A 23,413-nucleotide genomic window follows, 5' to 3' on the forward strand; every position below is an offset into this window, starting at 1 on the left:
CCTACAGAGGCGGGCAGGCTTGACGACCGACCGCCCAACCAGAGGTCGAGATGAGAACAACAATAAGGCTCGCGACACTGATTCTGCTGTGCACCACCCCCTGGCCAGCTCTGGCCTTCGAGAAGAACGTGCTGACCGTCTGGATCGGCCAGGACAAGGGCTTCAACGGCCTCGCCGAGATCGGCCAGCGCTACACCGCCGACAGCGGCATGCCGGTCAAGGTCGCCACCCCGGATGACCTGCCCGGCCAGTACGACAGGCTCGCCGCCACCGCCAAGGGTCCGGATATCGTCATCTTCGCCCACGACCGCTTCGGTTCCTGGATCAACAACGGCCTGCTCGCGCCGGTGCAGCCCAGCGCAGAAGCCCTGCAGCGCGCCCCCGGCTTCGCCTGGGAAGCGCTGACCGTGGGCGCGCAGCGTTTCGGCTACCCCCTGGCCACCGAGGTGGTCAGCCTGATCTACAACCGCAGCCTGCTGGCCAGCCCACCGCGCACCCTCGCCGAAGTCGCCACGCTGGACAGGCGCCTGCGCGCCCAGGGCAAGCGCGCCATCGCCTGGGACTACAACAACCTGTACTTCTCCTGGCCGATCATCGCCGGCGCCGGCGGCTACAGCCTGCGCAAGCAGGGCGGCATCTACGACCTGGCCGATGTCGGCGTCGCCACCTCCGGCGCCATCGCCGGCGTGGAGGCGCTCAAGCAACTGCTCGATCAAGGGGTGCTGGAGCCCGGCGACGATTACGCCAGCGCCCTGGACGGCTTCAAGCAGGGCCGCATCGCCATGATCGTCAACGGTCCCTGGGTGTGGAACGAGCTGCGCGACGCCGGCCTCGACTTCGCCGTCGGCCACGTGCCGGGCATCGACGAAACGCGCCAGGGCCGGCCCTTCGTCGGCATCCTCGCCGCAGCGATCAACGCCAACAGCCCGCACAAGGCGCAGGCCCGACGCTTTGTCGAGGACTACCTGAGCAGCGCCGAGGGCCTGCGCAGCCTCAACGCCGACAAGCCGCTGGGGGCGGTGGCTAACCTAGAGGTCATGGCCCAGCTGCGCCACGACCCGCTGATCGAACACACCTACGAGTCCGCCGCCAGCGGCGAGATCATGCCGGACATCCCGGAGATGAAGCGCTTCTGGGTGCTGTTCGCCTCGCGCCTGGGCGCCATGCTCAAGGGCGAGAAGCCGATCGCCGCCACCCTGGAACAGATCGCCCAGCGCCTGCGCGCCGCCGGCGAGGTGCAGGCCTGGCGCCGTCGTCACTACCCGCTCGCCGACTCCACGGCGGGGGCGCCCTGAGCGCCCCCACTCCCCATCCCCTCCAGGGAAATTCGGGCGGCCTCGGCCGCTCTTTTTTTGTCCGCTCCGCCGCCGACTCTTCGCCCCGCGGCAGGCCCCCAGCAACACACGCACTCTCGTCAGTGAGGACGGAACAGAGCCTTAGCTGCTCGTCGCAAGGTTCCTCGCGGGAATCGGGTTGGGCAGGACTGAGCGCCGCCGGTAGGACGGATTCGTGAACGGCCACAAATATGCGATTAAGCGAATATAACGGTGTGGCAATCAAGCACGCACTGCCGCCAGGCAGAGCAAAATCTGGGTAATCCCGGGCAAGTGCACAAGGCAGCGACGTCTTTACCACTCATACGAAAATCCATATATTCGCCAAACCATATCTAAGCGAGATGTCAGAGATGGCCTACAAGACCCGCGTGCTGTTCGTCTGTACCGCCAACGCCGCCCGCTCGCAGATGGCCGAGGCCCTGCTGCGCCACACCGATTCGGACAACTTCGAGGCGCACAGTGCCGGCAGCCAGCCGGGCGAGGTCGACTCGCGCGCCCTGGCCGCCCTGCAGCACCTCGGCGTGAACACCGACGGGCTGCACAGCAAGGGCCTGGACGCCTTCCACTGGAACGATTTCGAGTACGTCATCAGCCTGTGCGACAAGGCCAGCCAGGAATGCCAGCACATCCCCTTCGAGGGCCAGCGGCTGGCCTGGCACTTCGAGGACCCGGTGACCAGCACCCAGCCCGAGGCCTTCCGCCACTGCCTGCACGAGATCCACGAACGGATCAAGATGTTCGTGCTGGTCAAGACCAAGCGCTGAGGTAGCCATGGCCGAACTGCTCACCCCCACCAGCGTCTTCAAATGCCTGGCCGACGACACCCGTGTACGCCTGATGCTGCTGGTCGCCCGCGAACAGGAGCTGTGCGTGTGCGAGCTGACCTGCGCCCTCGGCGAGAGCCAGCCCAAGGTTTCGCGCCACCTGGCGCAACTGCGCAGCTGCGGCCTGCTGGCCGACCGCCGCCAGGGCCAGTGGGTCTACTACCGCCTGCACCCGCACCTGCCGGACTGGGTGATCGCCGTGCTCGACGCCACGCTGGCGGCCAACAGCCACTGGCTGAGCCCGGACAGCAAACGCCTGGCCGCCATGGGCGAGCGCCCGCAACGCATCGCCGTGTGCTGCTGAAGATCAAGGAAGCCCGGATGAAATTGCTGTTTCTCTGCACCGCCAACAGCTGCCGCAGCATCTTGAGCGAGGCGCTGTTCAACCACCTGGCCCCGGCCGGCCTGCGCGCCTACAGCGCCGGCAGCCAGCCCCGGGGCGAGGTGCATCCGCTGAGCCTGGCCGCCCTGCGCCGCGCCGGCATCGCCTGCGAAGGCCTGCACAGCAAGGCCTGCGAAGCCCACGCCGAGCTCGCCCCGGACCTGGTCATCACGGTATGCGACAAGGCCGCCGGCGAGTCCTGCCCGGTGTTCTTCGGCCCGGCGGCGAAGGCGCACTGGGGCCTGTGCGACCCGTCCGAGCTGACAGGCTGCACCAGGGAGATCGAAGCAGCCTTCGATAGCGCCCTGACGATCATCCGTACCCGTGTAGAGGCCTTTCTCGCCCTGCCGCTGCAACACCTGAGCCGCGCGCAGCTGCAGGCCGAACTGGCCCGCATCGGCACCCTGGGAGCCCGACCATGAGCAACAGCCGTCTGTCGTTTCTCGACCGTAATCTGACTCTGTGGATCTTCCTCGCCATGGGCCTGGGCGTGGGCCTGGGCAGCCGGTTCGAAGGCCTGCCGGCCTGGCTCGACAGCCTGTCGCTCGGCAGCACCAATATCCCCATCGCCATCGGCCTGATCCTGATGATGTACCCGCCGCTGGCCAAGGTGAAATACGAGGAGCTGCCGCAGGTGTTCCGCGACAAGCGCATCCTCGCGCTGTCGCTGGTGCAGAACTGGCTGATCGGCCCGCTGCTGATGTTCGCCCTGGCGGTGATCTTCCTGCGCGATCAGCCCGAGTACATGACCGGGCTGATCCTTATCGGCCTGGCGCGCTGCATCGCCATGGTGCTGGTGTGGAACCAGATCGCCGGCGGCGACAACCAGTACGTCGCCGGCCTGGTGGCCTTCAACAGCCTGTTCCAGATCGCCTTCTTCAGCCTCTACGCCTGGCTGTTCCTCGGCGTGCTGCCGCCGCTGCTGGGGCTGCAAGGCAACGTGATCGACGTGAGTTTCCTGACCATCGCCGAGTCGGTGCTGATCTATCTGGGCATCCCCTTCCTCGCCGGCTTCCTCACCCGCAAGCTGCTGATCGCGCGCCGCGGCGAGCAGTGGTACAGCGAACGCTTTATCCCGCGCATCGGCCCGCTGACCCTGGTGGCGCTGCTGCTGACCATAGTGGCGATGTTCAGTCTCAAGGGCGACATGGTGCTGCAGTTGCCGCTGGACGTGCTGCGCATCGCCATCCCGCTGACCATTTACTTCGTGGTGATGTTCGCCATCAGCTTCGCCATGGGCAGGCTGCTCGACGCCGACTATCCGCGCACCACCTCGCTGGCCTTTACCGCCGCCAGCAACAACTTCGAACTGGCCATCGCCGTGGCCATCGCCACCTTCGGCCTGGCCTCGCCGGTGGCCTTCGCCACGGTGATCGGCCCGCTGGTGGAAGTACCGGTGCTGATCGCCCTGGTCGGCGTGGCGCTGTGGCTCAAACGCCGCTGGTTCGATAGCGACGAGGCCGCACTGGCCCAGGAGCAGAGCAAATGAACGACGATCACATCCCCCAACTCGCTGCCGACTTGGCCCAACCGCCCAGCGCCGAGCGCCTCGACATCGCCCGGCAGTTTGCCCACAAGCCGCGCATCCTGCTGCTGTACGGCTCCAACCGCGAGCGCTCGTTCAGCCGCCTGCTGACCGAGGAAGCCGCGCGCCTGCTCCAGCGCTTCGGCGCCGAGACCCGTATCTTCCACCCCGCCGGCCTGCCGCTGCCGGACGACGCGCCGGACAGCCACCCCAAGGTGCAGGAGCTGCGCGAGCTGATGCAGTGGTCCGAAGGCCAGGTGTGGTGCTCGCCGGAGCGTCACGGGGCGATGACCGCGGTGTTCAAGGCGCAGATCGACTGGGTGCCGCTGGCCATGGGCGCGGTGCGCCCGACCCAGGGCAAGACCCTGGCGGTGATGCAGGTGTGCGGCGGCTCGCAGTCGTTCAACGTGGTCAACCAGCTGCGCGTGCTCGGGCGCTGGATGCGCATGTTCACCATCCCCAACCAGTCCTCGGTGCCCAAGGCCTTCCTCGAATTCGACGGGCAGGGGCGGATGAAAGCCTCGTCCTACTACGACCGCCTGGTGGACGTGATGGAGGAACTGGTCAAGTTCACCCTGCTGCTGCGCGAGCGCACCGACTACCTGGTCGACCGCTACTCCGAGCGCAAGGAATCCGCCGAACAACTGTCCGCGCGGGTCAACCAGCGCGCCATCTGAATAAAGGAAGCCTGCATGAGCCATCCCTACGACCTGCTGAGCATTCCCGGCTGCGCCGGCCAGCTGATCTTCACCCCCTGCCCCGGCACCAAGGGCAGCTCGCTCGACGAGGCCCTGGCCACCCTGCAGCAGGCCGGCGCCAGCGCGGTGATCAGCCTGATGCCGCACAGCGAACTGGCCGCCAATGCGGTCGAAGCCATCGACGCGCGCTGCCAGGCCCTGGGCCTGGCCTGGTTCCACCTGCCGGTGGCCGACGAACAGGTGCCGCTGGACGACTTCGCCGCGGCCTGGCAGCAGTCCAGCGCCGCCATCCTGGCACGCCTGCGCGCCGGGCAGCGCCTGGCCCTGCACTGCAAGGGTGGATCCGGACGCACCGGGCTGATCGCCGCGCGCCTGCTGATCGAGGCCGGCGTAGCGCGCAGCGAGGCCATCGCCCTGGTCCAGGCGCTGCGCCCCAAGGCCATCCAACACCCGGCGCACGTCGACTGGATCAACCAGTTCGACGCCACTCACTGACCCCAGCGGAGACCAGCACATGAGCATCAAAGTCGGTATCAACGGATTCGGCCGCATCGGCCGCCTGGCCCTGCGCGCCGCCTGGGACTGGCCGGAACTCGAGTTCGTACGGATCAACGACCCGGCCGGCGACGCCGCCACCCACGCCCACCTGCTGAATTTCGACTCGGTGCACGGCCGCTGGCAGCACGAGGCGGGCAGCGACGGCGACTGCGTGGTGGTGGGCGGCCGGCGCATCCAGGTGACGGCCAACAAGGCCATCGCCGACACCGACTGGAGCGGCTGCGACCTGGTGCTCGAGGCCAGCGGCAAGATGAAGACGGTCGAGGTGCTGCAGGCTTATCTGGACCAGGGCGTGAAGCGCGTGGTGGTCTGCGCGCCGGTCAAGCAGGCCGGTGCGCTCAACGTGGTGATGGGGGTCAACCAGCAGCTGTTCGACCCGGCCCGGCACCGCATCGTCACCGCCGCCTCCTGCACCACCAACTGCCTGGCGCCAGTGGTCAAGGTGATCCACGAGGCACTGGGCATCCGTCACGGCTCGATCACCACCATCCACGACCTGACCAATACCCAGAGCATCCTCGACCAACCGCACAAGGACCTGCGCCGGGCGCGCGCCTCCGGCATGAGCCTGATCCCGACCACCACCGGCTCGGCCACGGCGATCGCCGAGATCTTCCCCGAGCTGCGCGGCAAGCTCAACGGCCACGCGGTGCGCGTGCCGCTGGCCAACGCCTCGCTGACCGACTGCGTGTTCGAGGTCGAGCGTGCCACCACCGCCGAGGAGGTCAACGCCCTGCTCAAGGCCGCCGCCGAAGGGCCGCTCAAGGGCATCCTGGGTTACGAGGAACGCCCGCTGGTGTCCATCGACTACCGCACCGATCCGCGCTCCTCCATCGTCGATGCGTTGTCGACCCTGGTGGTGGCCGGCACCCAGGTGAAGATCTACGCCTGGTACGACAACGAATGGGGCTACGCCAACCGCGCGGTGGAGCTGGCGCGCCTGGTCGGTCTGGCCAGCTGACTCTGCTCTTGTGGGAGGGGCTTTAGCCGCGACCGGAGCGCCACAAGTCGCGGCTAAAGCGAAATGCCGCCCAGCCGCTCCCACAGGTCATGTTCCTCAACGGTGCGCACAGCCTAGGCGGCCCCGCGACACCCTACTGGATAATCTTATGCACGCCCTCGCCCGGCTCACCCCCGAAGTCCGCCAGTACCTGCTGGTCACCGGCAACTACTGGGCCTTCACCCTCACCGACGGCGCGCTGCGCATGCTGGTGGTGCTGCATTTCCACAGCCTGGGCTACACGCCGCTGCAGATCGCCGCGCTGTTTCTGTTCTACGAGATCTTCGGCGTGGTCACCAACCTGGTAGGCGGCTGGCTGGGTGCGCGCATCGGCCTGAACCGCACCATGAACCTGGGCCTGGCGCTGCAGGTGCTGGCCCTGCTGATGCTCACGGTGCCGGCGGCCATGCTCACGGTACCCTGGGTGATGGGCGCGCAGGCGCTGTCGGGCATCGCCAAGGATCTCAACAAGATGAGCGCCAAGAGCTCGATCAAGCTCTTGGTGCCCGGCGACCGGCAGGCCACCCTGTACGCCTGGGTCGCGCGCCTGACCGGCTCGAAGAACGCGCTCAAGGGCGTCGGCTTCTTTCTCGGCGGCGCCCTGCTCAGCCTGCTCGGCTTCGCCGGCGCGGTGCTGGCCATGGCCCTGGCGCTCGGCGCCATCTGGCTGGCCAGCCTGGCGCTGCTGAAGAAGGACCTGGGCAAGGCCAAGGCCAAACCCAAGTTCCGCGACCTGCTGTCCAAGAGCCGGGCGATCAATATCCTCTCGGCCGCCCGCCTGTTTCTGTTCGGCGCGCGCGACGTGTGGTTCGTGGTGGCCCTGCCGGTGTACCTGGCCACTGTGTTCGGCTGGGACTTCTGGTGGGTCGGCGGCTTCCTCGCCGTCTGGATCATCGGCTATGGCATCGTCCAGAGCCTGGCCCCGGCGATCACCGGCAAGCGCAGCGGCCAGGTGCCGGACGGCCGCGCCGCTTTCGTCTGGGCCGCGCTGCTGGCCGGCCTGCCGGCGGCCATCGCCCTCGGCCTGGGCAGCGCGCTACCGGCGCAGGCGGTGCTGATCGGCGGCCTGCTGGCGTTCGGCGTGCTGTTCGCGGTCAACTCCTCGCTGCACAGCTACCTGATCGTCAGCTACGCCCAGGAAGACGGCGTGTCGCTGGACGTCGGCTTCTACTACATGTCCAACGCCCTCGGCCGATTGCTCGGCACCCTGCTCTCCGGCTGGGTGTTCCAGAGCTGGGGCCTGGCGGCCTGCCTGTGGGTGTCGAGCGCCTTCGTGCTGGCCGCAGCGCTGATCTCGCTGGGGCTGCCGCGACACCGACCGGTCTGATCAGCTGCAGCCCTCGGCGGCCCCCGGGTAGACCGGCGCGAAGCCGCCGCCGGGGGTGCGGAAGTTGGTGGTCTGGCCCTGGTACAGGCGCGCCGCCAGCCACTGCACCTGGCCCTGGTAGACGTAGGCGCGCAGGTCGTACTTGAGCGCCGGCGCCGCCTCCGACAGTGCGCGCTGCCCCGGCAGCACCAGGGCCTGGGCCACGTAGTCGCCGGCCAGGATCTCCTGCCAGACCCGCTGGGTCAGCTTGTCTCCGCGGTAGGCAGCGCGGCTGCCATAGCCCGCGCAGGGCTTGAAGAACAGCTGCTTGCGCTGGCGCCACAGGCGCTCGGCGTTGCCCGGGCCCACCGCCTCGGTGGCCGGGATCGCCGCCTGCAGCAGGGCGCAGGTGGCCGGTGGCACGCCGAGCCGTTGCAGCTCGCGGGCGTCGCCGAGCAGTGCCAGGTTGTGCTTGTCGGCGTACAGCGCATGGGCGCGCGGATGCGGGGTGAGCAGCACCGCGCCGTCCAGGTAGGCCTGGCGCAAGGTGCCAAGCTCCGGCGCCTGCAGGGCGAAGTCGGTCAGCCGGTTGTAGACCAGGTCGATGGCCAGCTCGCCGTGCCACAGCCGGCCGTCGCGCAGCTGCAGGTCGCCCGGGTCACTGATCACCGCCTGCAGACCATGGCGTTGAAACAGTTGCTGGAACAGCAGGAACTCCGGATAGAGGTACTGCTGCTCGGGCGCCTGGTCGACTATCGCGATGCTGCGCAGCGGGCGCGACTGCCCGGCCAGGGTCCATTCCTCGCGGAACATGGCGATGATCGCCTGCTCCAGCGCCTCTGCCTGGCGCGCCGGCGGCAGCAGGCGTTCCAGGGCCGGGCAGCAGGCGCGCTGCGCACGCGCCAGCAACGCGTTGAGCATGGCGCCGCCGGCGTTGCTGTTGATCTCGATCAGACCGAAGCCGGTCTCGGTGACATGGAAGTCGTAGCCGAAGAACACGCCCCGCGCGCCGGGATCGTGCCGGGCGATGGCCGGCGCCCGCGCCAGCACCCGCTCGCGGTAGGCCGGCAGCGCCACCACCGCCTCGATGGCGGCGATCACCGCGGCCATGCGCTGCAGCTGAGCCGGGGCGACGAACACCGGCTGGGCGGCGAACAGGTAGGGGCAGCGCTCGCGCAGCAGGCGGTACAGCTCCGGCCGGCCCAGATTGCTTTCCAGCGCGGTGCGCAGCGCCTCGTCATCGAGACTGATGCAGAAGCAGCGGCTGTTCAGCGTCTCGACGCTCAGCCCGGCCAGCGAAGCCAGCTGCGCCAGCGGCGCCTCGGATAGACTCTCGTGCATTGCTCGGCTCCCGCCCGCTCAGCCGAGCAGCGTCTGGATCTCGTCGCTGCTCGGCACCTTGCCCTCGACCAGGATCTCGTCGTCCACCGCCAGCGCCGGGGTACGCATGACCCCGGCGTCGATGATGGCGTTCAGCTCGGTGACCTTCTCCACCTCGAACGCGAGGCCCAGCCGGCGCGCGGCCGCCTCGGCGTTGGCGGTCAGTTGCTGGCACTTGGCGCAGCCGGAACCATAGATCGTCAGTTTCATCGCCTGCCTCACATCAGTTGGCCATAGAGATAGCCGCTGAGGGTGGCCATCACCACCACCAGCGCGCAGTACACCAGAGTCTTCTCGGTCCCCAGCACGGTGCGGATCACCAGCATGTTGGGCAGCGACAGCGCCGGCCCCGCGAGCAGAATGGCCAGCGCCGGGCCCTTGCCCATCCCCGCCCCGAGCAGGCCTTCGACTATCGGCACCTCGGTCAGGGTGGAGAAGTACATGAAGGCGCCCAGCAGCGCCGCCAGCAGGGTCGAGGCCAGGCTGTTGTCGCCCACCGCCGCCACCACCCAGCTTGCGGGGATCAGGCCTTCATGGCCGGGGCGGCCGAGCAGCAGGCCGGCGATCAGTACGCCGCCGAGCAGCAGCGGCATGATCTGCTTGGTGAAGTCCCAGCTCTGCCCGACCCACTCGCGGCCCGCGTCATTCTCGCGGCTGGCCTGCAGCATCAGCCCGGCGATGCCGATGACCATGGCCAGTTCCGGCCACGCGGGCGCGGCCACCGCCACCAGCGCGATCAGCGCCGCAATCAGCAATAGCGGGCGTGGCGACCAATGCCAGCGCACCACCAGCAGCCAGCCCAGCAGCGCCGCCAGCAGCGCGGTGACCGGCCATTTCCAGGCATGGATCAGCATCCATGGGCCACTGTCGGCAGGCGCCCAGTTGGCGAACACCAGGATGCCCAGCATCAGGCCGAACAGGGCCACCACGTCGCGCAGCGGATGGCCGTCATCCGCCTCGGCGAAGCCCCGCGCACCCACGGTCGCCCGGGCCGCCTCCTCGCGGCGGTAGAGCAGCTGCATCGCCGCGCCGATCATCAGGGCGAAGCCGATCGCCCCCAGCGCCCGGGCGATGCCCAGCTCGGCCCCCAGCACCTTGGCGGTGACCACTATGGCCATGACGTTGATCGCCGGCCCGGCATAGAGAAAGGCGATGGCCGCGCCCAGGCCGGCGCCGCGGCGGTAGATGCCGCCGAACAGCGGCAGCACGGTGCAGGAACAGACCGCCAGCAGGGTGCCGGCCACCGAGGCGACGGTGAAGGCTAGCGGCTTGGGTGCCTGCGGCCCGAGATGCTTCATCACCGCGCCCTGGCTGATATAGACCGCCATGGCACCAGCGATGACGAAGGCCGGCAGCAGGCACAGGATCACGTGCTCGCGGGCGTACCAGCGCACCAGGCTCAGCCCCTCGAGCACCGCATTGTCGAAACGCGGCTGGCCCACCGGCAGGAAGAAGATCAGCAGAAACAGCCCGCACATGCCCAGCAGCAGGCGTGCCTCGCCGGGCTGCGCGCGCCAGAAGGCCAGCAGGTGCTGGCCCAGGCCGGATGGTGCGGGAGGGTTGGGCGTCATGGCGCAGCCTCGCGGACGGAGTGTTTTCAGCTTAGTCCGCTACGAGCCAGGTCCGGATGACCGGGATCAACGCTCCGCTTCGGGCGCCAGGCAGGCGAGGATCTCCTCTACCGTGCTGCGCGCGGTACGGGCGACGCCGATCAGCGTCGCCGAGGCCGCGCCGGTCCATTCGCCATAGCCCACCAGCCACAGCGCCGGCTCCTGCCGCGCACGGGTACCGACGACATCCACCTTGCCCTCCTGGTTGAGCACGCCGAGCGGGGCGAGGTGGCCGAGCGCCGGGCGAAAACCGGTGCACCAGATCACCGCATCCACCGCCGACTCGCTGCCGTCGGCCCAGACCACGCCGTGCTCGGTGAACCGCACGAAGGGCCGCACCGCGTGCAGCACGCCGCGCTCGCGCGCCTCGCGCACCGGCGGCACCATCACCACGTCGCCCAGGCCGCCTACCGGCTGCTCGACCACCCGCCCCTGCTGCTGCGCCTTCCAGCGCTCGGTGGCACGCTCGAACAGCACCCGGCCGTCGACCTCGTCGGGCAAGAACAGCGGCTCGTTAGGCGTCACCCAGGTAGTCTCGGCCACCTTCGACAGCTCGGCGAGGATCTGCGCCCCGGAGTTGCCGCCGCCCACCACCAGCACCCGCTGGCCGGCGAAGGCCTGTGGCTCGACATAATCCGCCGAATGCAGCTGGCGCCCGGCGAACAGCTCGGCGCCGGGGTATTCGGGCACATAGGGGGCACGCCAGGTGCCGGTGGCACTGACCACCGCCCGCACCCGCCACTGCCGGCCATCGGCGGCGCGTGCCAGCAACCGGTCGCCGTCGCGCGCGAGCGCCTCGACCCACACCGGGCGTTGCACCGGCAGCCGGTAGCGCCGCTCGTACTCGGCCAGGTAGTTCAGCACGTGGTCGCGGCCGGGGTAGGTATCGGCCACCGGCGGCATCATCCAGCCGGCGATGGAGCTCCAGGTGGCCGGCGAGAACAGCCGCAGCGAGTCCCAGCCGTGGCGCCAGGCGCCGCCAGGCCCCTGCTCGGCGTCGAGGATCAGGAACGACAGCGGCGTGCGCCGCAGGAAATAGGCGACCGACAGGGCGGCCTGGCCGCCACCGACGATCAGCACATCGACTGTGGGGATGGAGGACATGCCTGGCTTCCCGAACTGAAGGAGCCGACAGCATAGGCGACTCGCGGCGGCCGGGGCATGATCTGCGGCAACTGCGGATATGTCTGGCGTCAGGGCGCCCTGACGCCGCGCGCCGCCTCGGCCAGATGGAACCAGGTCGGCGCGTCCAGTTGCAGCTCGGCGCCGGCCAGGGCCTCCTCGATGCGCGCCTCGCGCAGGCTGCCCAAGATCGGCAGCGGCCGCCCCGGCAGGCGGCGCAGCCAGGCCAGGGCGACTTGCATCGGCGTCGCCTGCAGCGCCGCGGCAACCGCCTCCAGCGCCTGCTGCAGCGCCGGGGCGAAGCGGCCGCCGGCCAGCGGCGACCAGGCCAGCACCTGCAACCCATCGGTCTGCAACGCCTGCAGGCGGCCATCCCAGGCCGCCTGCTGGGCGGCCAGCGACAGCTCGATCTGGTTGCAGCGCAGCGGCAACTCGCGCCCCAGTACCTGCCAGTGCAGCGGCTCGGCGTTGGACAGGCCGATCCAGCCGACCTTGCCGGCCGCGACCAGCGCCTGCAGCGCCCGGGCCACCTCCTCGACCTGCAGCAGCGGATCGGGGCGATGCAGCAAAAAGCCGTGCAGCTGCTCGACGCCCAGGCGCTGCAGCGAGGCCTCCACCGCGTGGGTCAGGTAGCGGGCGCTGGTGTCGTAGTGCTTGACCCGCCAGCGCGAAACGTCCTGCGCCGCCGGCACGATGTCGGCCTTGCCGATCAATTGCAGGTGCGCGCGCAACTGCGGACGCAGGCGCAGCGCCGCACCGAAGCGCGCCTCGCATTCGCCCAGGCCGTAGATATCGGCGTGGTCGAAGCCGTTGAGGCCGCGCTCAACGCAGCGCTCGATAAAGCCGAGCAGCGCCTGCGGCGTGTCCAGCTCGGCGCATTCGAGCAGGCGCATCATGCCCAGCAGCAGCGGTTGCCGGAGCGGAAATGCGGTCATACGAGGGATTCCAGGTAATCGGTGGTGCGCACGACCTGGGCGGCCCCGCGACACCCTACGCAATGGTGACGAATCGTAGGGTGCGCTGCGCGCACCACTAGGCCGATCAGAGATTTCAGCCCAACAACTGCAACGCCTCGGCGCTGCACTGCTGGATACGCGCCCAGTCGCCCTGCTCCACCCACTCGCGCTGGAACATCCAGGTGCCGCCGACGCACATCACGTTGGGCTGGGCCATATAGCGCTGCAGGTTGTCCGGCGTGATACCGCCGGTGGGGCAGAAACGCACGCCGCCGAACGGGCCGGCCAGCGCCTTGAGCGCGGCGACGCCGCCGCAGACCTCGGCCGGGAACAGCTTGAAGCGGCGATAGCCGAGGGCGTAGCCGACCATCAGCTCGGAGGCGCTGCTCACCCCCGGCAGCAACGGCACCGGGCTGTCCAGGGCGGCCAGCAGCAGCTCGCGGGTGCTGCCCGGGGTGACGATGAACTGCGCCCCCGCATCGACGGCGGCGGCCAGCATCTGCTCGTCGAGCACGGTGCCGGCGCCGACGCACAGCTCGGGGCGCTCGGCGCGCAGACGACGGATCGCCTCCAGGCCATGCTCGGAACGCAGGGTCACCTCCAGCACGCGCAGGCCGCCGGCGGCCAGGGCGTCGGCCAGCGGCAGGATGTCCGCCTCGCGGGCGATGGTGATCACCGGCATGATCCGCGCCTGGGCGCAGATGCGGTCGATCTCGGCGATGTGGTCGGCCATGCGCGCACGCTGGCGTTCGTTGGGGCTGCTCATGTCAGGGGCACCAATAGATTTCGAGAGGGGAATGCAGGAAGGCGCGGATCGGCAGGCGGGCCACTTCGCCCGGCGCCAGCGCCTCGGCCAGGGTGGCCAGCTTGGCCTGGCCCTGGATCGCCAGCAGCGGCAGGCGCGCGCCGGCCAGCAGCGGCAACGTCAGGGTCAGGCGCTGCGCCGGCTGGCTCGGCGCCTGCATCGGCAGCACCCGGCGCGGGCAGTCGGCGCGCAGCGCCAGGTCGAGATTGGGGCTATCGGGGAACAGCGAGGCGGTGTGGCCGTCGTCGCCCAGGCCGAGCACCAGCACGTCGATCGGCGGCAGTTCGGCGAAGGCCGCGTCGGCCAGCTCGGCGGCCTGCTCCAGGCTGCCGGCGACCCGGTACAGGCCGAGGAACTGCGCCTCGGCGGCGGCCCCGCGCAGCAGGTGACGGCGCACCAGCGCCTCGTTGCTGCTGGCGTGGTTGACCGGCACCCAGCGCTCGTCGGCCAGACTCACCAGCACCTGGCGCCAGTCCAGCGGCTGCTGCGCCAGGGCTTCGAAGAAGGCCACCGGGCTGCGTCCGCCGGACACCACCAGGGTGGCGCTGCCGCGGCTGTCGATAGCCTGGCGCAGCGCCTCGGCCACGCGCAGGGCCAGTGCGTCGGCCAGGCTCTCGGCGCTGGCGTGGCTGCGGGCGATGATGCCCGTGGGCAGTTCGAGATTAGAGATCGCCATACCAGCTCCTCCCGTCGCGAGTGATCAGCGCAACCGAGGCCATCGGGCCCCAGCTGCCGGCGGTATAGGGTTTCGGCGCCTCGCCGAGTTGCTTCCAGCCGGCGATCAGCTGGTCGCACCACTGCCAGGCGTATTCGATTTCGTCCTTGCGCACGAACAGGTTTTGGCTGCCGCGCATCACCTCCAACAGCAGACGTTCGTAGGCATCGGGGATACGCGCGCTGCGGTAGGTGTCGGAGAAGCTCAGCTGCAGCGGGCCGCTGCGCAGCTGCATGCCCTTGTCCAGCCCCTGGTCCTTGGTCAGCACCTGCAGGGCGATGCCCTCGTCCGGCTGCAGGCGGATGATCAGCTTGTTGCCGATCAGCTGGCGCTGCTCCGGGGCGAAGATGTAGTGCGGCGGCGCCTTGAAGTGAATGACGATCTGCGACAGCTTCTGTGGCATGCGCTTGCCGGTGCGCAGGTAGAAGGGCACGCCGGCCCAACGCCAGTTGCGGATGTCGGCACGCAGGGCGACGAAGGTCTCGGTGTCGCTCTGGGTGTTGGAATTCTCCTCCTCCAGGTAGCCCGGCACCGGCCGACCGTCGCTGCTGCCGGCCACGTACTGGCCGCGCACCACACGCTGGCCGAGATGTTCGGCGCTGATCGGCTCCAGGGCCTTGAGCACCTTGACCTTCTCGTCGCGGATGCTGTCGGCCGAGAGGTCGCTGGGCGGGTCCATGGCGATCAGACAGAGCAGCTGCAGCAGGTGGTTCTGGATCATGTCGCGCAGCTGGCCGGCCTGGTCGAAGTAGCCCCAGCGGCCCTCGATGCCGACCTTCTCGGCCACGGTAATTTCGACGTGGGAGATGTGGTTCTGGTTCCACTGGGTTTCGAACAGGCTGTTGGCGAAACGCAGGGCGATCAGGTTCTGCACCGTCTCCTTGCCCAGGTAGTGGTCGATGCGATAGACGCGGTTCTCCGGGAATACCTTGGCCACCGCGTCGTTGACCGCGCGCGAGGAGGCCAGGTCGTGACCGATGGGTTTCTCCAGCACCACCCGGCTGTGTTCGGCCAGGCCCACCGCCGCCAGGTTGGCGCAGATGCCGCCGTATACCGAGGCCGGGGTGGCGAAGTAGGCGATCAGCTGGTCCTGGCTGCCGGCCAGCTCGGCCAGCGCCAGGTAGTCCTCGGCCTGGAGGAAATCCATGGTCAGGTAGTGCAGGCGCGCCTGGAAGCGCGCCAGCACGCCCTCCTCCAGCTCCTTGGCCGGCACGTGCAGGCGCAGGGCCTGTTCGATGGCGGCCAGGTGGCGCTGCGGCTCGCCGGCTTCGCGGGCCAGGGCGAGGATGCGGCTGTCGTCATGGAGCAATCCGGCGCGATCGAGCTGGTACAGCGCAGGGAACAGCTTGCGCAGAGCCAGGTCGCCGAGGGCGCCGAACAGGGCAAAGGTGCAGGATTCGAGTTTTATCGCGGCCATGATGTTTGTTCTTCTATCAAGATGCACTAGAAATACCGGGTAGCAGCGGTTAAAGCAAGAACAAATGTTGTAATAACAACAACATTTTTCCATTATGCGGATAAGCAGTGGTGGCCACCGGGCCTCATCAGTAGGATAGGCCAGCCATTTTTCCGCCCGTCGCCAGCGCCTGCCGCGACGGCGCCAAGCCTGTTAGGAGCCCCTATGGACCGCGTGCGCAACCTGCTGGAACAGATCCAGAGCCGCCTCGACGACCTGAACAAGGCCGAACGCAAGGTGGCCGAGGTGATCCTGCACGACCCGCAGCAGGCCACCCGCCTGAGCATCGCCGCCCTGGCCCAGGCCGCCCAGGTCAGCGAGCCGACGGTCAATCGCTTCTGCCGCTCGTTCGGCGTCAACGGCTACCCCGAGCTGAAGATGCAGCTGGCGCAGAGCCTGGCCAGCGGCGCCGCCTACGTCAGCCAGGCGGTATCGGCCGACGATGGCCCCGAGGCCTATACCCGCAAGATCTTCGGTAGCGCCATCACCTCGCTGGACAGCGCCTGCCAGTCGCTCGACCCGCAGTTGATCAGCCGCGCCGTCGACCTGCTGATCCAGGCACGGCAGATCCACTTCTTCGGCCTCGGCGCCTCGGCCTCGGTGGCGCTGGACGCGCAGCACAAGTTCTTCCGCTTCAATCTGGCGGTGTCGGCGCACTCCGACGTGCTGATGCAACGCATGATCGCCTCGGTGGCGCACACCGGCGACCTGTTCGTGATCATCTCCTACACCGGGCGCACCCGCGAGCTGGTGGAGGTGGCGCGCCTGGCGCGGGAGAACGGCGCGTCGGTGCTCGGCCTGACCGCCGCCGGCTCGCCGCTGGCGCAGATCAGCACCCTGAGCCTGGACATCCCGCTGCCGGAGGACACCGACATCTACATGCCGATGACCTCGCGCATCATTCAGCTCACCGTACTCGACGTGCTCGCCACCGGCGTTACCCTGCGCCGCGGCGTGGACTTCCAGCCGCACCTGCGCAAGATCAAGGAGAGCCTCACGGCCAGCCGTTATCCGGCGGGCGAGGAACCGCTCTAGCGATCCAGCGGCGGCGGGGCGGTGCGCATGACGCCCCTCCCGCCACCGGCCGACAGGCTCTTAACCGCTCATCAGCAACGACTGCCCACCCATCTCCGTCGGCACCGGCAGGTCCATCAGCTCCAGCAGGGTCGGCGCGATGTCGCACAGCCGGCCATCCCCGAGGGCGAACTGCCCGGCCCGTCCGCTGACCAGGATCAGCGGCACCGGATTGAGGGTATGCGCGGTATGCGCCTGACCCGACTCGGCGTCGCACATCTGCTCGACGTTGCCGTGATCGGCGGTGATCAGGCACTCGCCACCGGCTGCCAGGGTCGCCTCGACCACCTCGCCCAGGCAGGCGTCCAGCGCCTCCACGGCGCGCACCGCCGCATCGAAGCTACCGGTATGGCCGACCATGTCGCCGTTGGCGTAGTTGCATACGATCAGATCGAAGCGCCGATCCCGGATCGCCTCGACCAGGCGCGCGGTCAACTCGGGCGCGCTCATCTGCGGCCGCAGGTCGTAGGAGGCGACGTCCGGCGACGGGATCAGGATGCGCTCCTCACCGGCGAATGGCTGCTCGCGCCCGCCGTTGAAGAAGAAGGTGACGTGGGCGTATTTCTCCGTCTCGGCGATGCGCAGCTGGGTCTTGCCGAGCCCGGCCAGGTATTCGCCCAGACTGTTACGCAGGCTTTGCGGCGGGAAGGCGCAGGGCCCGTCCAGCTGCTGCGAATAGCGGGTCAGGGTCAGCAGCCGGCGCTTGTCGACCAGGCGCGCGCGGGCGAAGCCGTCGAAGGCCGGATCGACCAGCGCCTGGCACAGCTGCCGCGCCCGGTCGGGCCGGAAATTCATGAAGATCAGCGCATCCTCCTCCGCCAGCGCGACCGCCTCGCCGATGCCGGTAGCCTGGACGAACTCGTCCGACTCACCGCGGCCATAGGCCTGCTGCAGCCCGGCCTCGGCCGTGGCCGCACGGAACTCGCCGCGCCCCTCGACGATCAGCCGGTGGGCCGCCGCGATCCGCTCCCAGCGATTGTCGCGATCCATCGCGTAGTAACGACCGATCAACGAGGCGATGCGCCCCTTGCCCAGCGCATCCAGCTCGGCCTGCAGCTGCGCGATGAAGGGCCCGGCGCTCTGCGGCGGGGTGTCGCGGCCATCGAGGAAGGCATGCACGTAGAAGCGCTCGATGCCGCGCTCGGCCAGCACCCGGCAAGCGGCGATGATCTGCTCGGCGTGGCTGTGCACCCCGCCCGGCGACAGCAGGCCGAGCAGGTGCACCGCACCACCGCGGCGCCGCGCGCCGTCGAGCAGCTCGACCAGCGCCGGATTGGCGGCGAACTCGCCATCGGCGATGGCCCGGTTGATCCGCGTGAGGCTCTGGTACACCACGCGCCCGGCGCCGAGGTTCATATGGCCGACCTCGGAATTGCCCATCTGCCCCTCGGGCAGACCGACCGCCAGGCCCGAGGTGGCGATGCGGCCGTGCGGATAGTGAGCGAACAGTGCGTCCAGGGTCGGCGTACGCGCCGCGGCCAGGGCATTGCCCTCGACCTCCCGGCGCAGGCCGATGCCGTCGAGAATGATCAGGGTTCGAGTGGTCATCGGCGCCTCTCAGAAGATGTAATCGGTGGTCAGGAAGCTCGATTCGCGGTTGCGGATGATCTCGCTGACCAGCGCCTTGTTGCCGTCCTGGAACTTGGTCGCCACCAGGGTACGGATGGAGAACACGCGCAGCGCGTCGTGCACCGACAGGGTGCCTTCGGCCGAGTTCTTGCGACCGTTGAACGGGAAGCTGTCCGGGCCGCGCTGGCACTGGGCGTTGATATTGATCCGGCCGACCTGGTTGGCGAAGGCATCGACCAGCCGGCCGACCTGGGCCGAGTCGCTGCCGAAGATGCTCAGCTGCTGGCCGTAGTCGGAGTCGAGCACGTAGTCGATCACCGTCTGCAGGTCGCGGTAGGGCACCACCGGCACCAGCGGGCCGAACTGCTCCTCCTGATAGATGCGCATGGCCGGACTCACCGGGTAGAGCACGGCCGGGTAGAAGAACGACTGGCGCGACTCGCCGCCGTCGGCATTGACCACCCGCGCACCCTTGGCCACGGCATCGGCCAGCAGGGTCTGCAGGTACTCGCATTTGCCCGGCTCGGGCAGCGGCGTCAGGGCGACCCCGGGTTCCCAGGGCATGCCCGGCTTGAGCGCGGCCAGCCCGGCGCTGAACTTGTCGAGAAAGCTGTCGACCACATCCTCATGCACGAAGAGGATCTTCAACGCCGTGCAGCGCTGCCCATTGAACGACAGCGCCCCGGTCAGCGCCTCGCTCACGGCGTTATCCAGGTCGACCTCGGGCAGCACGATGCCCGGATTCTTCGCATCCAGGCCCAGCGCCGCGCGCAGGCGGTGCGGGCGCGGGTGCAGCTTCTTCAGGTCGCTGGCGCCCTTGTGCGTACCGATGAAGGCGAACACGTCGACCTTGCCGCTGGCCATCAGCGCGCTGACGGTCTCGCGGCCGCTGCCGTAGATGACGTTGATCACCCCGGCCGGGAAGCTGTCGCGGAACGCCTCAAGCAGCGGGCGGATCAGCAGCACGCCGAACTTGGCCGGCTTGAACACCACGGTGTTGCCCATGATCAGTGCCGGGATCAGGGTGGTGAAGGTCTCGTTCAGCGGGTAGTTGTAGGGCCCCATGCACAGGGTCACGCCCAGCGGCACCCGGCGGATCTGGCCGAGCGTGTCCTGCTCCAGCTCGAAGCGGCTGGAGCGACGGTCCAGCGCCTTGAGCGCCTCGATGGTGTCGACGATGTAGTCGCAGGTGCGGTCGAACTCCTTCTGCGAGTCCTTGAGGTTCTTGCCGATTTCCCACATCAGCAGCTTGACCACCGCCTCGCGCTGCTCGCGCATGCGCGCCAGGAACGCCTCGACGTGCTGGATGCGCTCGGCCACGCGCAGGTTGGGCCAGGCACCCTGACCGTTGGCGTAGGCACGCACCGCGGCGTCCAGGGCGGCCAGCGCCGCCTCGGCGTCGAGCCGCGGCGTGCTGCCGAGGATCACCTGCTCGTCGCCCTGTGCGGTGGCCAGGAACACCGGGCTGCGCACCGGTGCCAGCGACCCCTCCCAGGTGCGCAGCTGGCCATCGACCAGGTAGTCGCGCTGCTCGATGGGCGCGCCGGGGCGGTATTGCTCGGGAATCTCGGCCAGGGCCGGAAACAGGCGATCGAGACGGTTGACAGCGCTCATGGCGTCAGCTCCTCTGGGGGAAGATCGAAGCGCCGCAATAGGCGGCACGGCCTTGCAGCGCCTGCTCGATGCGCAGCAGCTGGTTGTATTTGCCGACCCGGTCGGTACGACACAGCGAACCGGTCTTGATCTGCCCGGCGCAGGTGGCCACCGCCAGGTCGGCGATGGTGGTGTCCTCGGTCTCGCCGGAGCGGTGCGAGATCACCGCGGTGTACCCGGCATCCTGGGCCATGCGGATGGCATCGAGGGTCTCGCTGAGACTGCCGATCTGGTTGAACTTGATCAGGATCGAGTTGCCGATGCCGCGATCGATGCCCTCCTTGAGAATCCGGCTGTTGGTGACGAACAGGTCGTCGCCGACCAGTTGCACGCGTTTGCCCAGCTTCTCGGTCAGGTAGGCCCAGCCATCCCAATCGCTCTCGTCCATGCCGTCCTCGATCGAGGCGATCGGGTAGCGCTGGCACAGCCCGGCCAGGTAGTCGGCGAAGCCGGCGGAGTCGAAGCTCTTGCCCTCGCCGGCCAGCACGTAGCGACCGTCGCGGTAGAACTCCGAGGCGGCGCAGTCCAGCGCCAGACTGATGTCCTTGCCCAGTTCATAGCCGGCGCGGCGCACCGCCTCGGCGATCACCACCAGCGCCTCCTCGTTGGACGCCAGCGAGGGCGCGAAGCCGCCTTCGTCGCCCACCGCGGTGCTCAGGCCGCGCTCGCCGAGCACCTGCTTGAGCGTATGGAAGACCTCCGCCCCCATGCGCAGCGCCTCGGCGAAGGAGCCGGCGCCGATCGGCTGGATCATGAACTCCTGGATGTCGACGTTGTTGTCGGCATGCTCGCCGCCATTGATGATGTTCATCATCGGCACCGGCAGGCTGAACCGCCCCGGCTGGCCGTACAGCGCCGCCAGGTGCTCGTACAGCGACATGCCGAGCGCCGCGGCAGCGGCCTTGGCAGCGGCCAGCGACACCGCGAGGATGGCATTGGCGCCCAGCGCGCTTTTGCTCTCGCTGCCGTCCAGGGCGATCATCGCCGCGTCCAGCTCGCGCTGGTTCAGCGCATCCAGGCCGAGCACGCGCTCGCGGATCGCGCCGTCGACGTTGGCCACCGCGCGCTGCACGCCCTTGCCCAGGTAGCGCGCGCCGCCGTCGCGCAGCTCCAGCGCCTCGCGACTGCCAGTGGAGGCACCGGACGGCACACTGGCGATGCCGACCGCGCCGCCGGCCAGGGTCACCACGGCTTCGACGGTCGGGTTGCCGCGCGAGTCGAGGATCTCGCGAGCGGTCACTTGCTGGATGCGGGTGTCAGTCATTGCCTTCGCTCTCCGGGGAAAGGGTTGCAGGGGTTGGCTCGACGGGCGCAGCGGCGAGCAGCTCGCGCTGCTCGGCATAGGCTTCGCGAAAATCGAAGTCGCGCGGCCACTCGAATTCGCCGGCGGGCACAGGGCCACCGGACTGAAGGGGCGTATTCATGGGAACTCCTAGCAAACGTCGTCGCCGACGCGGATCACCCGCAGGCAGTTGGTGCCACCCTGGGCATTGACATGGTCGCCGCGCGAAATCAGCACATGATCGCCGTCGGCCACCACGCCGCGGCGCAGCAGCTCGTCGACCGCGCGGGCGTTGATCTCGGCCAGCGGCAGGCGCTCGCTGTCGAACGGGATGGTCTGCACCCCGCGGAACAAGGCGACCCGGTTCTGGGTGCGCGGATTGCGCGAGAAGGCGTAGATCGGCAGGTGCGAGCGGATCCGCGACATCAGCCGCGGCGTGTCGCCGCTCTCGGTCATGCAGATGATCGCCTTGACCCCGTGCAGGTGGTTGGCCGCGTACATGGCCGCCATGGCGATCGACTCGTCGATCTTGTGGAAGACCTCATCCATGCGATGGCGCGAGCGATGCGCCAGCGGGTGCCGCTCCGCCCCGACTATGACCCGGCGCATGGCCTCGACCGTCTCGATCGGATAGGCACCGGCCGCGGTCTCGGCCGAGAGCATTACCGCATCGGTGCCGTCGAGCACGGCGTTGGCGACGTCGAACACCTCGGCACGGGTCGGCAGCGGCTGGCTGATCATCGACTCCATCATCTGCGTCGCAGTGATCACCACCCGATTGAGGCTGCGGGCGCGCTCGATGATCAGCTTCTGCACCGCTACCAGCTCGGCATCGCCGATCTCCACGCCGAGGTCGCCGCGCGCCACCATCACCCCGTCGGAGGCTTCGATGATCGCATCCAGCACCTGCAGCTCGGCGACCGTCTCGGCGCGTTCGATCTTGGCGATCAGCCCGGCCTCGCCGCCCGCCTCGCGCAGCAGCCGGCGCGCCAGCTGGATATCGGCGGCGTCTCGCGGGAAGGACACCGCCAGGTAGTCGACCTGCATCTCGGCGGCGGTGAGGATGTCCTCGCGGTCCTTGTCGGTCAGTGCCGCCGCCGACAGACCGCCGCCCTTGCGGTTGATGCCCTTGTTGTTCGACAGCGGCCCGCCGACCAGCACCTCGCAGAGCAGCCGGCTGGCCTCGACGCGCTTGACCTCCAGCTCGATGCGGCCGTCGTCCAGCAGCAGGATGTCGCCGGGGCGGCTGTCGCCGATCAGCGCCTCGTAGTCGATCCCCACCGCCTGCTCGTCGCCGGACTGCTTGTCCAGTGCTGCATCGAGGGCGAAGACCTGGCCCTTGGACAACCGCACCTTGCCAGCGGCAAAGCGGGCGATACGGATCTTCGGCCCTTGCAGATCGCCCAGCACGGCGACGAAGCGCCCGTGCTTGCGCGCCATCTCGCGCACCAAGGCGGCCCGGGCGATGTGCTCGGCGGCGCTACCGTGGGAGAAGTTCAGGCGCACCACGTCGACACCGGCCAGCACCAGCCCCTCGATCGCCTCGGGGCTCTCGGTGGCCGGGCCCAGGGTGGCCACTATTTTTGTTCTTCGTTGCACAGTTCAAACCCTCGTAAAGACCTGTTTTCCGCACAGGACAGGGACCGCCATCGGCCTACCCACGCCCCGCCCGCGCGACAGCCGGCACAACCGCCCGACAGTCCCTGCATGGCGAACACCTCTCGACCTCGCACGCCGGATCGAAACCCGGAAATTGCCGTGCGCAAAGAAGAAAAGTTGTTTTAGTAAAAATATCAGCTATTGATACTCCTAAAAATTCGAGCGATCAAGGGATTATGTAGTAATAAAACAACATTTATTCGGACATGCTCCAAGGTCGCCCCCGGCGGGTCACCGCGCCGGCAATGACCGCACACGAGCTCGAGGCGCTTGCGGGCCGGCACCGGCACAGCGTGAAATGGCGGCGACCCCGTCATGGCCGAGACTGCGCGGGTGCGGGAAGCCCACGAGCGGCGGACCGCAGGCTCCATCGGCCAGGAGCGCTATCGATCCGATCTTTCAGGAAGAGGGGGAGCGGCGCGAGCGCCTGTTGCGGTTCCGTCGCGAGACGCCTTTCTGCGAACCTGTGTCGCGCCACGCATAATCTGCCGCTATCGGTGGG

23 protein-coding genes are annotated in these 23,413 nt (G+C 68.7%); 10 read left to right on the forward strand and 13 right to left on the reverse strand.

Translation table 11 applies throughout. The annotated features are described in order from the left end of the window. The first annotated feature begins 50 nt into the window (after positions 1–50). The 9 genes from malE to arsJ all read left to right on the forward strand — a co-directional run bounded on the left by malE (position 51) and on the right by arsJ (position 7,651). Positions 51–1,295, forward strand: a complete 1,245-nt coding sequence (gene malE, locus AC1G9C_RS17235; protein WP_480408298.1) for a maltose/maltodextrin ABC transporter substrate-binding protein MalE — start codon at positions 51–53, stop codon at positions 1,293–1,295. A 392-nt stretch (positions 1,296–1,687) separates the two neighbouring features. After that, the gene (locus AC1G9C_RS17240) at positions 1,688–2,101 is read left to right on the forward strand and encodes an arsenate reductase ArsC (RefSeq protein WP_397496495.1); all 414 of its coding nucleotides are present in this window, start codon (positions 1,688–1,690) and stop codon (positions 2,099–2,101) included. A gap of 7 nt (positions 2,102–2,108) precedes the next feature. After that, the gene (locus AC1G9C_RS17245; protein ID WP_397496494.1) at positions 2,109–2,465 is read left to right on the forward strand and encodes a metalloregulator ArsR/SmtB family transcription factor; all 357 of its coding nucleotides are present in this window, start codon (positions 2,109–2,111) and stop codon (positions 2,463–2,465) included. A gap of 17 nt (positions 2,466–2,482) precedes the next feature. Further along, positions 2,483–2,965: an arsenate reductase ArsC gene (locus tag AC1G9C_RS17250; RefSeq protein WP_397496493.1), complete on the forward strand. Its 483-nt coding sequence runs from the start codon at positions 2,483–2,485 to the stop codon at positions 2,963–2,965. After that, positions 2,962–4,032: an ACR3 family arsenite efflux transporter gene (gene arsB / locus AC1G9C_RS17255; RefSeq protein WP_480408299.1), complete on the forward strand. Its 1,071-nt coding sequence runs from the start codon at positions 2,962–2,964 to the stop codon at positions 4,030–4,032. Before AC1G9C_RS17250 ends, arsB begins: the two co-directional genes overlap by 4 nt. Beyond that, positions 4,029–4,745, forward strand: coding sequence for an arsenical resistance protein ArsH (gene arsH, locus AC1G9C_RS17260; RefSeq protein ID WP_457789840.1), 717 nt, complete (start codon positions 4,029–4,031; stop codon positions 4,743–4,745). Before arsB ends, arsH begins: the two co-directional genes overlap by 4 nt. A gap of 15 nt (positions 4,746–4,760) precedes the next feature. Further along, positions 4,761–5,261: a cyclin-dependent kinase inhibitor 3 family protein gene (locus AC1G9C_RS17265; RefSeq protein ID WP_457789838.1), complete on the forward strand. Its 501-nt coding sequence runs from the start codon at positions 4,761–4,763 to the stop codon at positions 5,259–5,261. Positions 5,262–5,280: 19 nt separating this feature from the next. After that, entirely contained in the window at positions 5,281–6,285 is a 1,005-nt protein-coding gene (locus AC1G9C_RS17270; protein ID WP_397496489.1) for an ArsJ-associated glyceraldehyde-3-phosphate dehydrogenase, read from the forward strand. A gap of 148 nt (positions 6,286–6,433) precedes the next feature. Then, complete coding sequence (gene arsJ, locus AC1G9C_RS17275) at positions 6,434–7,651, forward strand: organoarsenical effux MFS transporter ArsJ (protein ID WP_480408300.1); 1,218 nt, start codon at positions 6,434–6,436, stop codon at positions 7,649–7,651. On the opposite strand, the gene AC1G9C_RS17280 is transcribed toward arsJ, so the two are convergent. From AC1G9C_RS17280 to zwf, 8 genes are all read right to left on the reverse strand, one after another. Beyond that, positions 7,652–8,971: a hypothetical protein gene (locus AC1G9C_RS17280; RefSeq protein WP_397496486.1), complete on the reverse strand. Its 1,320-nt coding sequence runs from the start codon at positions 8,969–8,971 to the stop codon at positions 7,652–7,654. Positions 8,972–8,989: 18 nt separating this feature from the next. Then, entirely contained in the window at positions 8,990–9,220 is a 231-nt protein-coding gene (locus AC1G9C_RS17285; RefSeq protein WP_397496485.1) for a thioredoxin family protein, read from the reverse strand. An 8-nt stretch (positions 9,221–9,228) separates the two neighbouring features. Continuing rightward, positions 9,229–10,581 (reverse strand): permease, encoded by a 1,353-nt coding sequence (locus tag AC1G9C_RS17290; protein ID WP_480408301.1) that lies wholly within the window; start codon positions 10,579–10,581, stop codon positions 9,229–9,231. Positions 10,582–10,647: 66 nt separating this feature from the next. Further along, a complete protein-coding gene (locus AC1G9C_RS17295) occupies positions 10,648–11,724 on the reverse strand; it encodes an ArsO family NAD(P)H-dependent flavin-containing monooxygenase (protein WP_480408302.1) in 1,077 nt (358 codons plus the stop codon). Between the two features lie 89 nt (positions 11,725–11,813). Next, entirely contained in the window at positions 11,814–12,677 is an 864-nt protein-coding gene (locus AC1G9C_RS17300) for an aldo/keto reductase (RefSeq protein ID WP_480408303.1), read from the reverse strand. A gap of 115 nt (positions 12,678–12,792) precedes the next feature. Beyond that, positions 12,793–13,464 carry a bifunctional 4-hydroxy-2-oxoglutarate aldolase/2-dehydro-3-deoxy-phosphogluconate aldolase gene (locus tag AC1G9C_RS17305; protein WP_397496481.1) on the reverse strand — a complete coding sequence of 224 codons (672 nt, stop codon included), beginning with the start codon at positions 13,462–13,464 and terminating at the stop codon, positions 12,793–12,795. 1 nt (position 13,465) lies between these two features. Continuing rightward, positions 13,466–14,179, reverse strand: coding sequence for a 6-phosphogluconolactonase (gene pgl, locus AC1G9C_RS17310; RefSeq protein ID WP_480408304.1), 714 nt, complete (start codon positions 14,177–14,179; stop codon positions 13,466–13,468). Continuing rightward, on the reverse strand, positions 14,166–15,635 hold the full coding sequence (gene zwf, locus AC1G9C_RS17315; protein ID WP_480408305.1) for a glucose-6-phosphate dehydrogenase: 1,470 nt from the start codon (positions 15,633–15,635) through the stop codon (positions 14,166–14,168). Before zwf ends, pgl begins: the two co-directional genes overlap by 14 nt. A 213-nt stretch (positions 15,636–15,848) precedes the next feature. On the opposite strand from zwf, the gene AC1G9C_RS17320 reads away from it, so the two are divergent. Continuing rightward, positions 15,849–16,709 (forward strand): MurR/RpiR family transcriptional regulator, encoded by an 861-nt coding sequence (locus tag AC1G9C_RS17320; protein WP_397496632.1) that lies wholly within the window; start codon positions 15,849–15,851, stop codon positions 16,707–16,709. A gap of 60 nt (positions 16,710–16,769) precedes the next feature. Here the strand turns inward: AC1G9C_RS17320 and gpmI are convergent, their stop codons facing one another. From gpmI to pyk, 5 genes are read right to left on the reverse strand one after another with little or no spacing between them, the layout of a single operon-like run. Beyond that, complete coding sequence (gene gpmI / locus AC1G9C_RS17325) at positions 16,770–18,296, reverse strand: 2,3-bisphosphoglycerate-independent phosphoglycerate mutase (RefSeq protein WP_480408306.1); 1,527 nt, start codon at positions 18,294–18,296, stop codon at positions 16,770–16,772. Positions 18,297–18,305: 9 nt separating this feature from the next. Beyond that, positions 18,306–19,931 carry an NADP-dependent glyceraldehyde-3-phosphate dehydrogenase gene (locus AC1G9C_RS17330; protein WP_480408307.1) on the reverse strand — a complete coding sequence of 542 codons (1,626 nt, stop codon included), beginning with the start codon at positions 19,929–19,931 and terminating at the stop codon, positions 18,306–18,308. Positions 19,932–19,935: 4 nt separating this feature from the next. Then, complete coding sequence (gene eno, locus AC1G9C_RS17335) at positions 19,936–21,234, reverse strand: phosphopyruvate hydratase (protein ID WP_125881638.1); 1,299 nt, start codon at positions 21,232–21,234, stop codon at positions 19,936–19,938. Further along, positions 21,227–21,394 (reverse strand): hypothetical protein, encoded by a 168-nt coding sequence (locus AC1G9C_RS17340; RefSeq protein ID WP_177432040.1) that lies wholly within the window; start codon positions 21,392–21,394, stop codon positions 21,227–21,229. The genes eno and AC1G9C_RS17340 overlap by 8 nt, the downstream gene beginning before the upstream one ends. A gap of 8 nt (positions 21,395–21,402) precedes the next feature. Further along, positions 21,403–22,851, reverse strand: a complete 1,449-nt coding sequence (gene pyk / locus AC1G9C_RS17345; RefSeq protein WP_418804117.1) for a pyruvate kinase — start codon at positions 22,849–22,851, stop codon at positions 21,403–21,405. Between the last annotated feature and the right edge of the window lie 562 nt (positions 22,852–23,413).

Source organism: Pseudomonas sp. ABa2, from assembly GCF_056676075.1.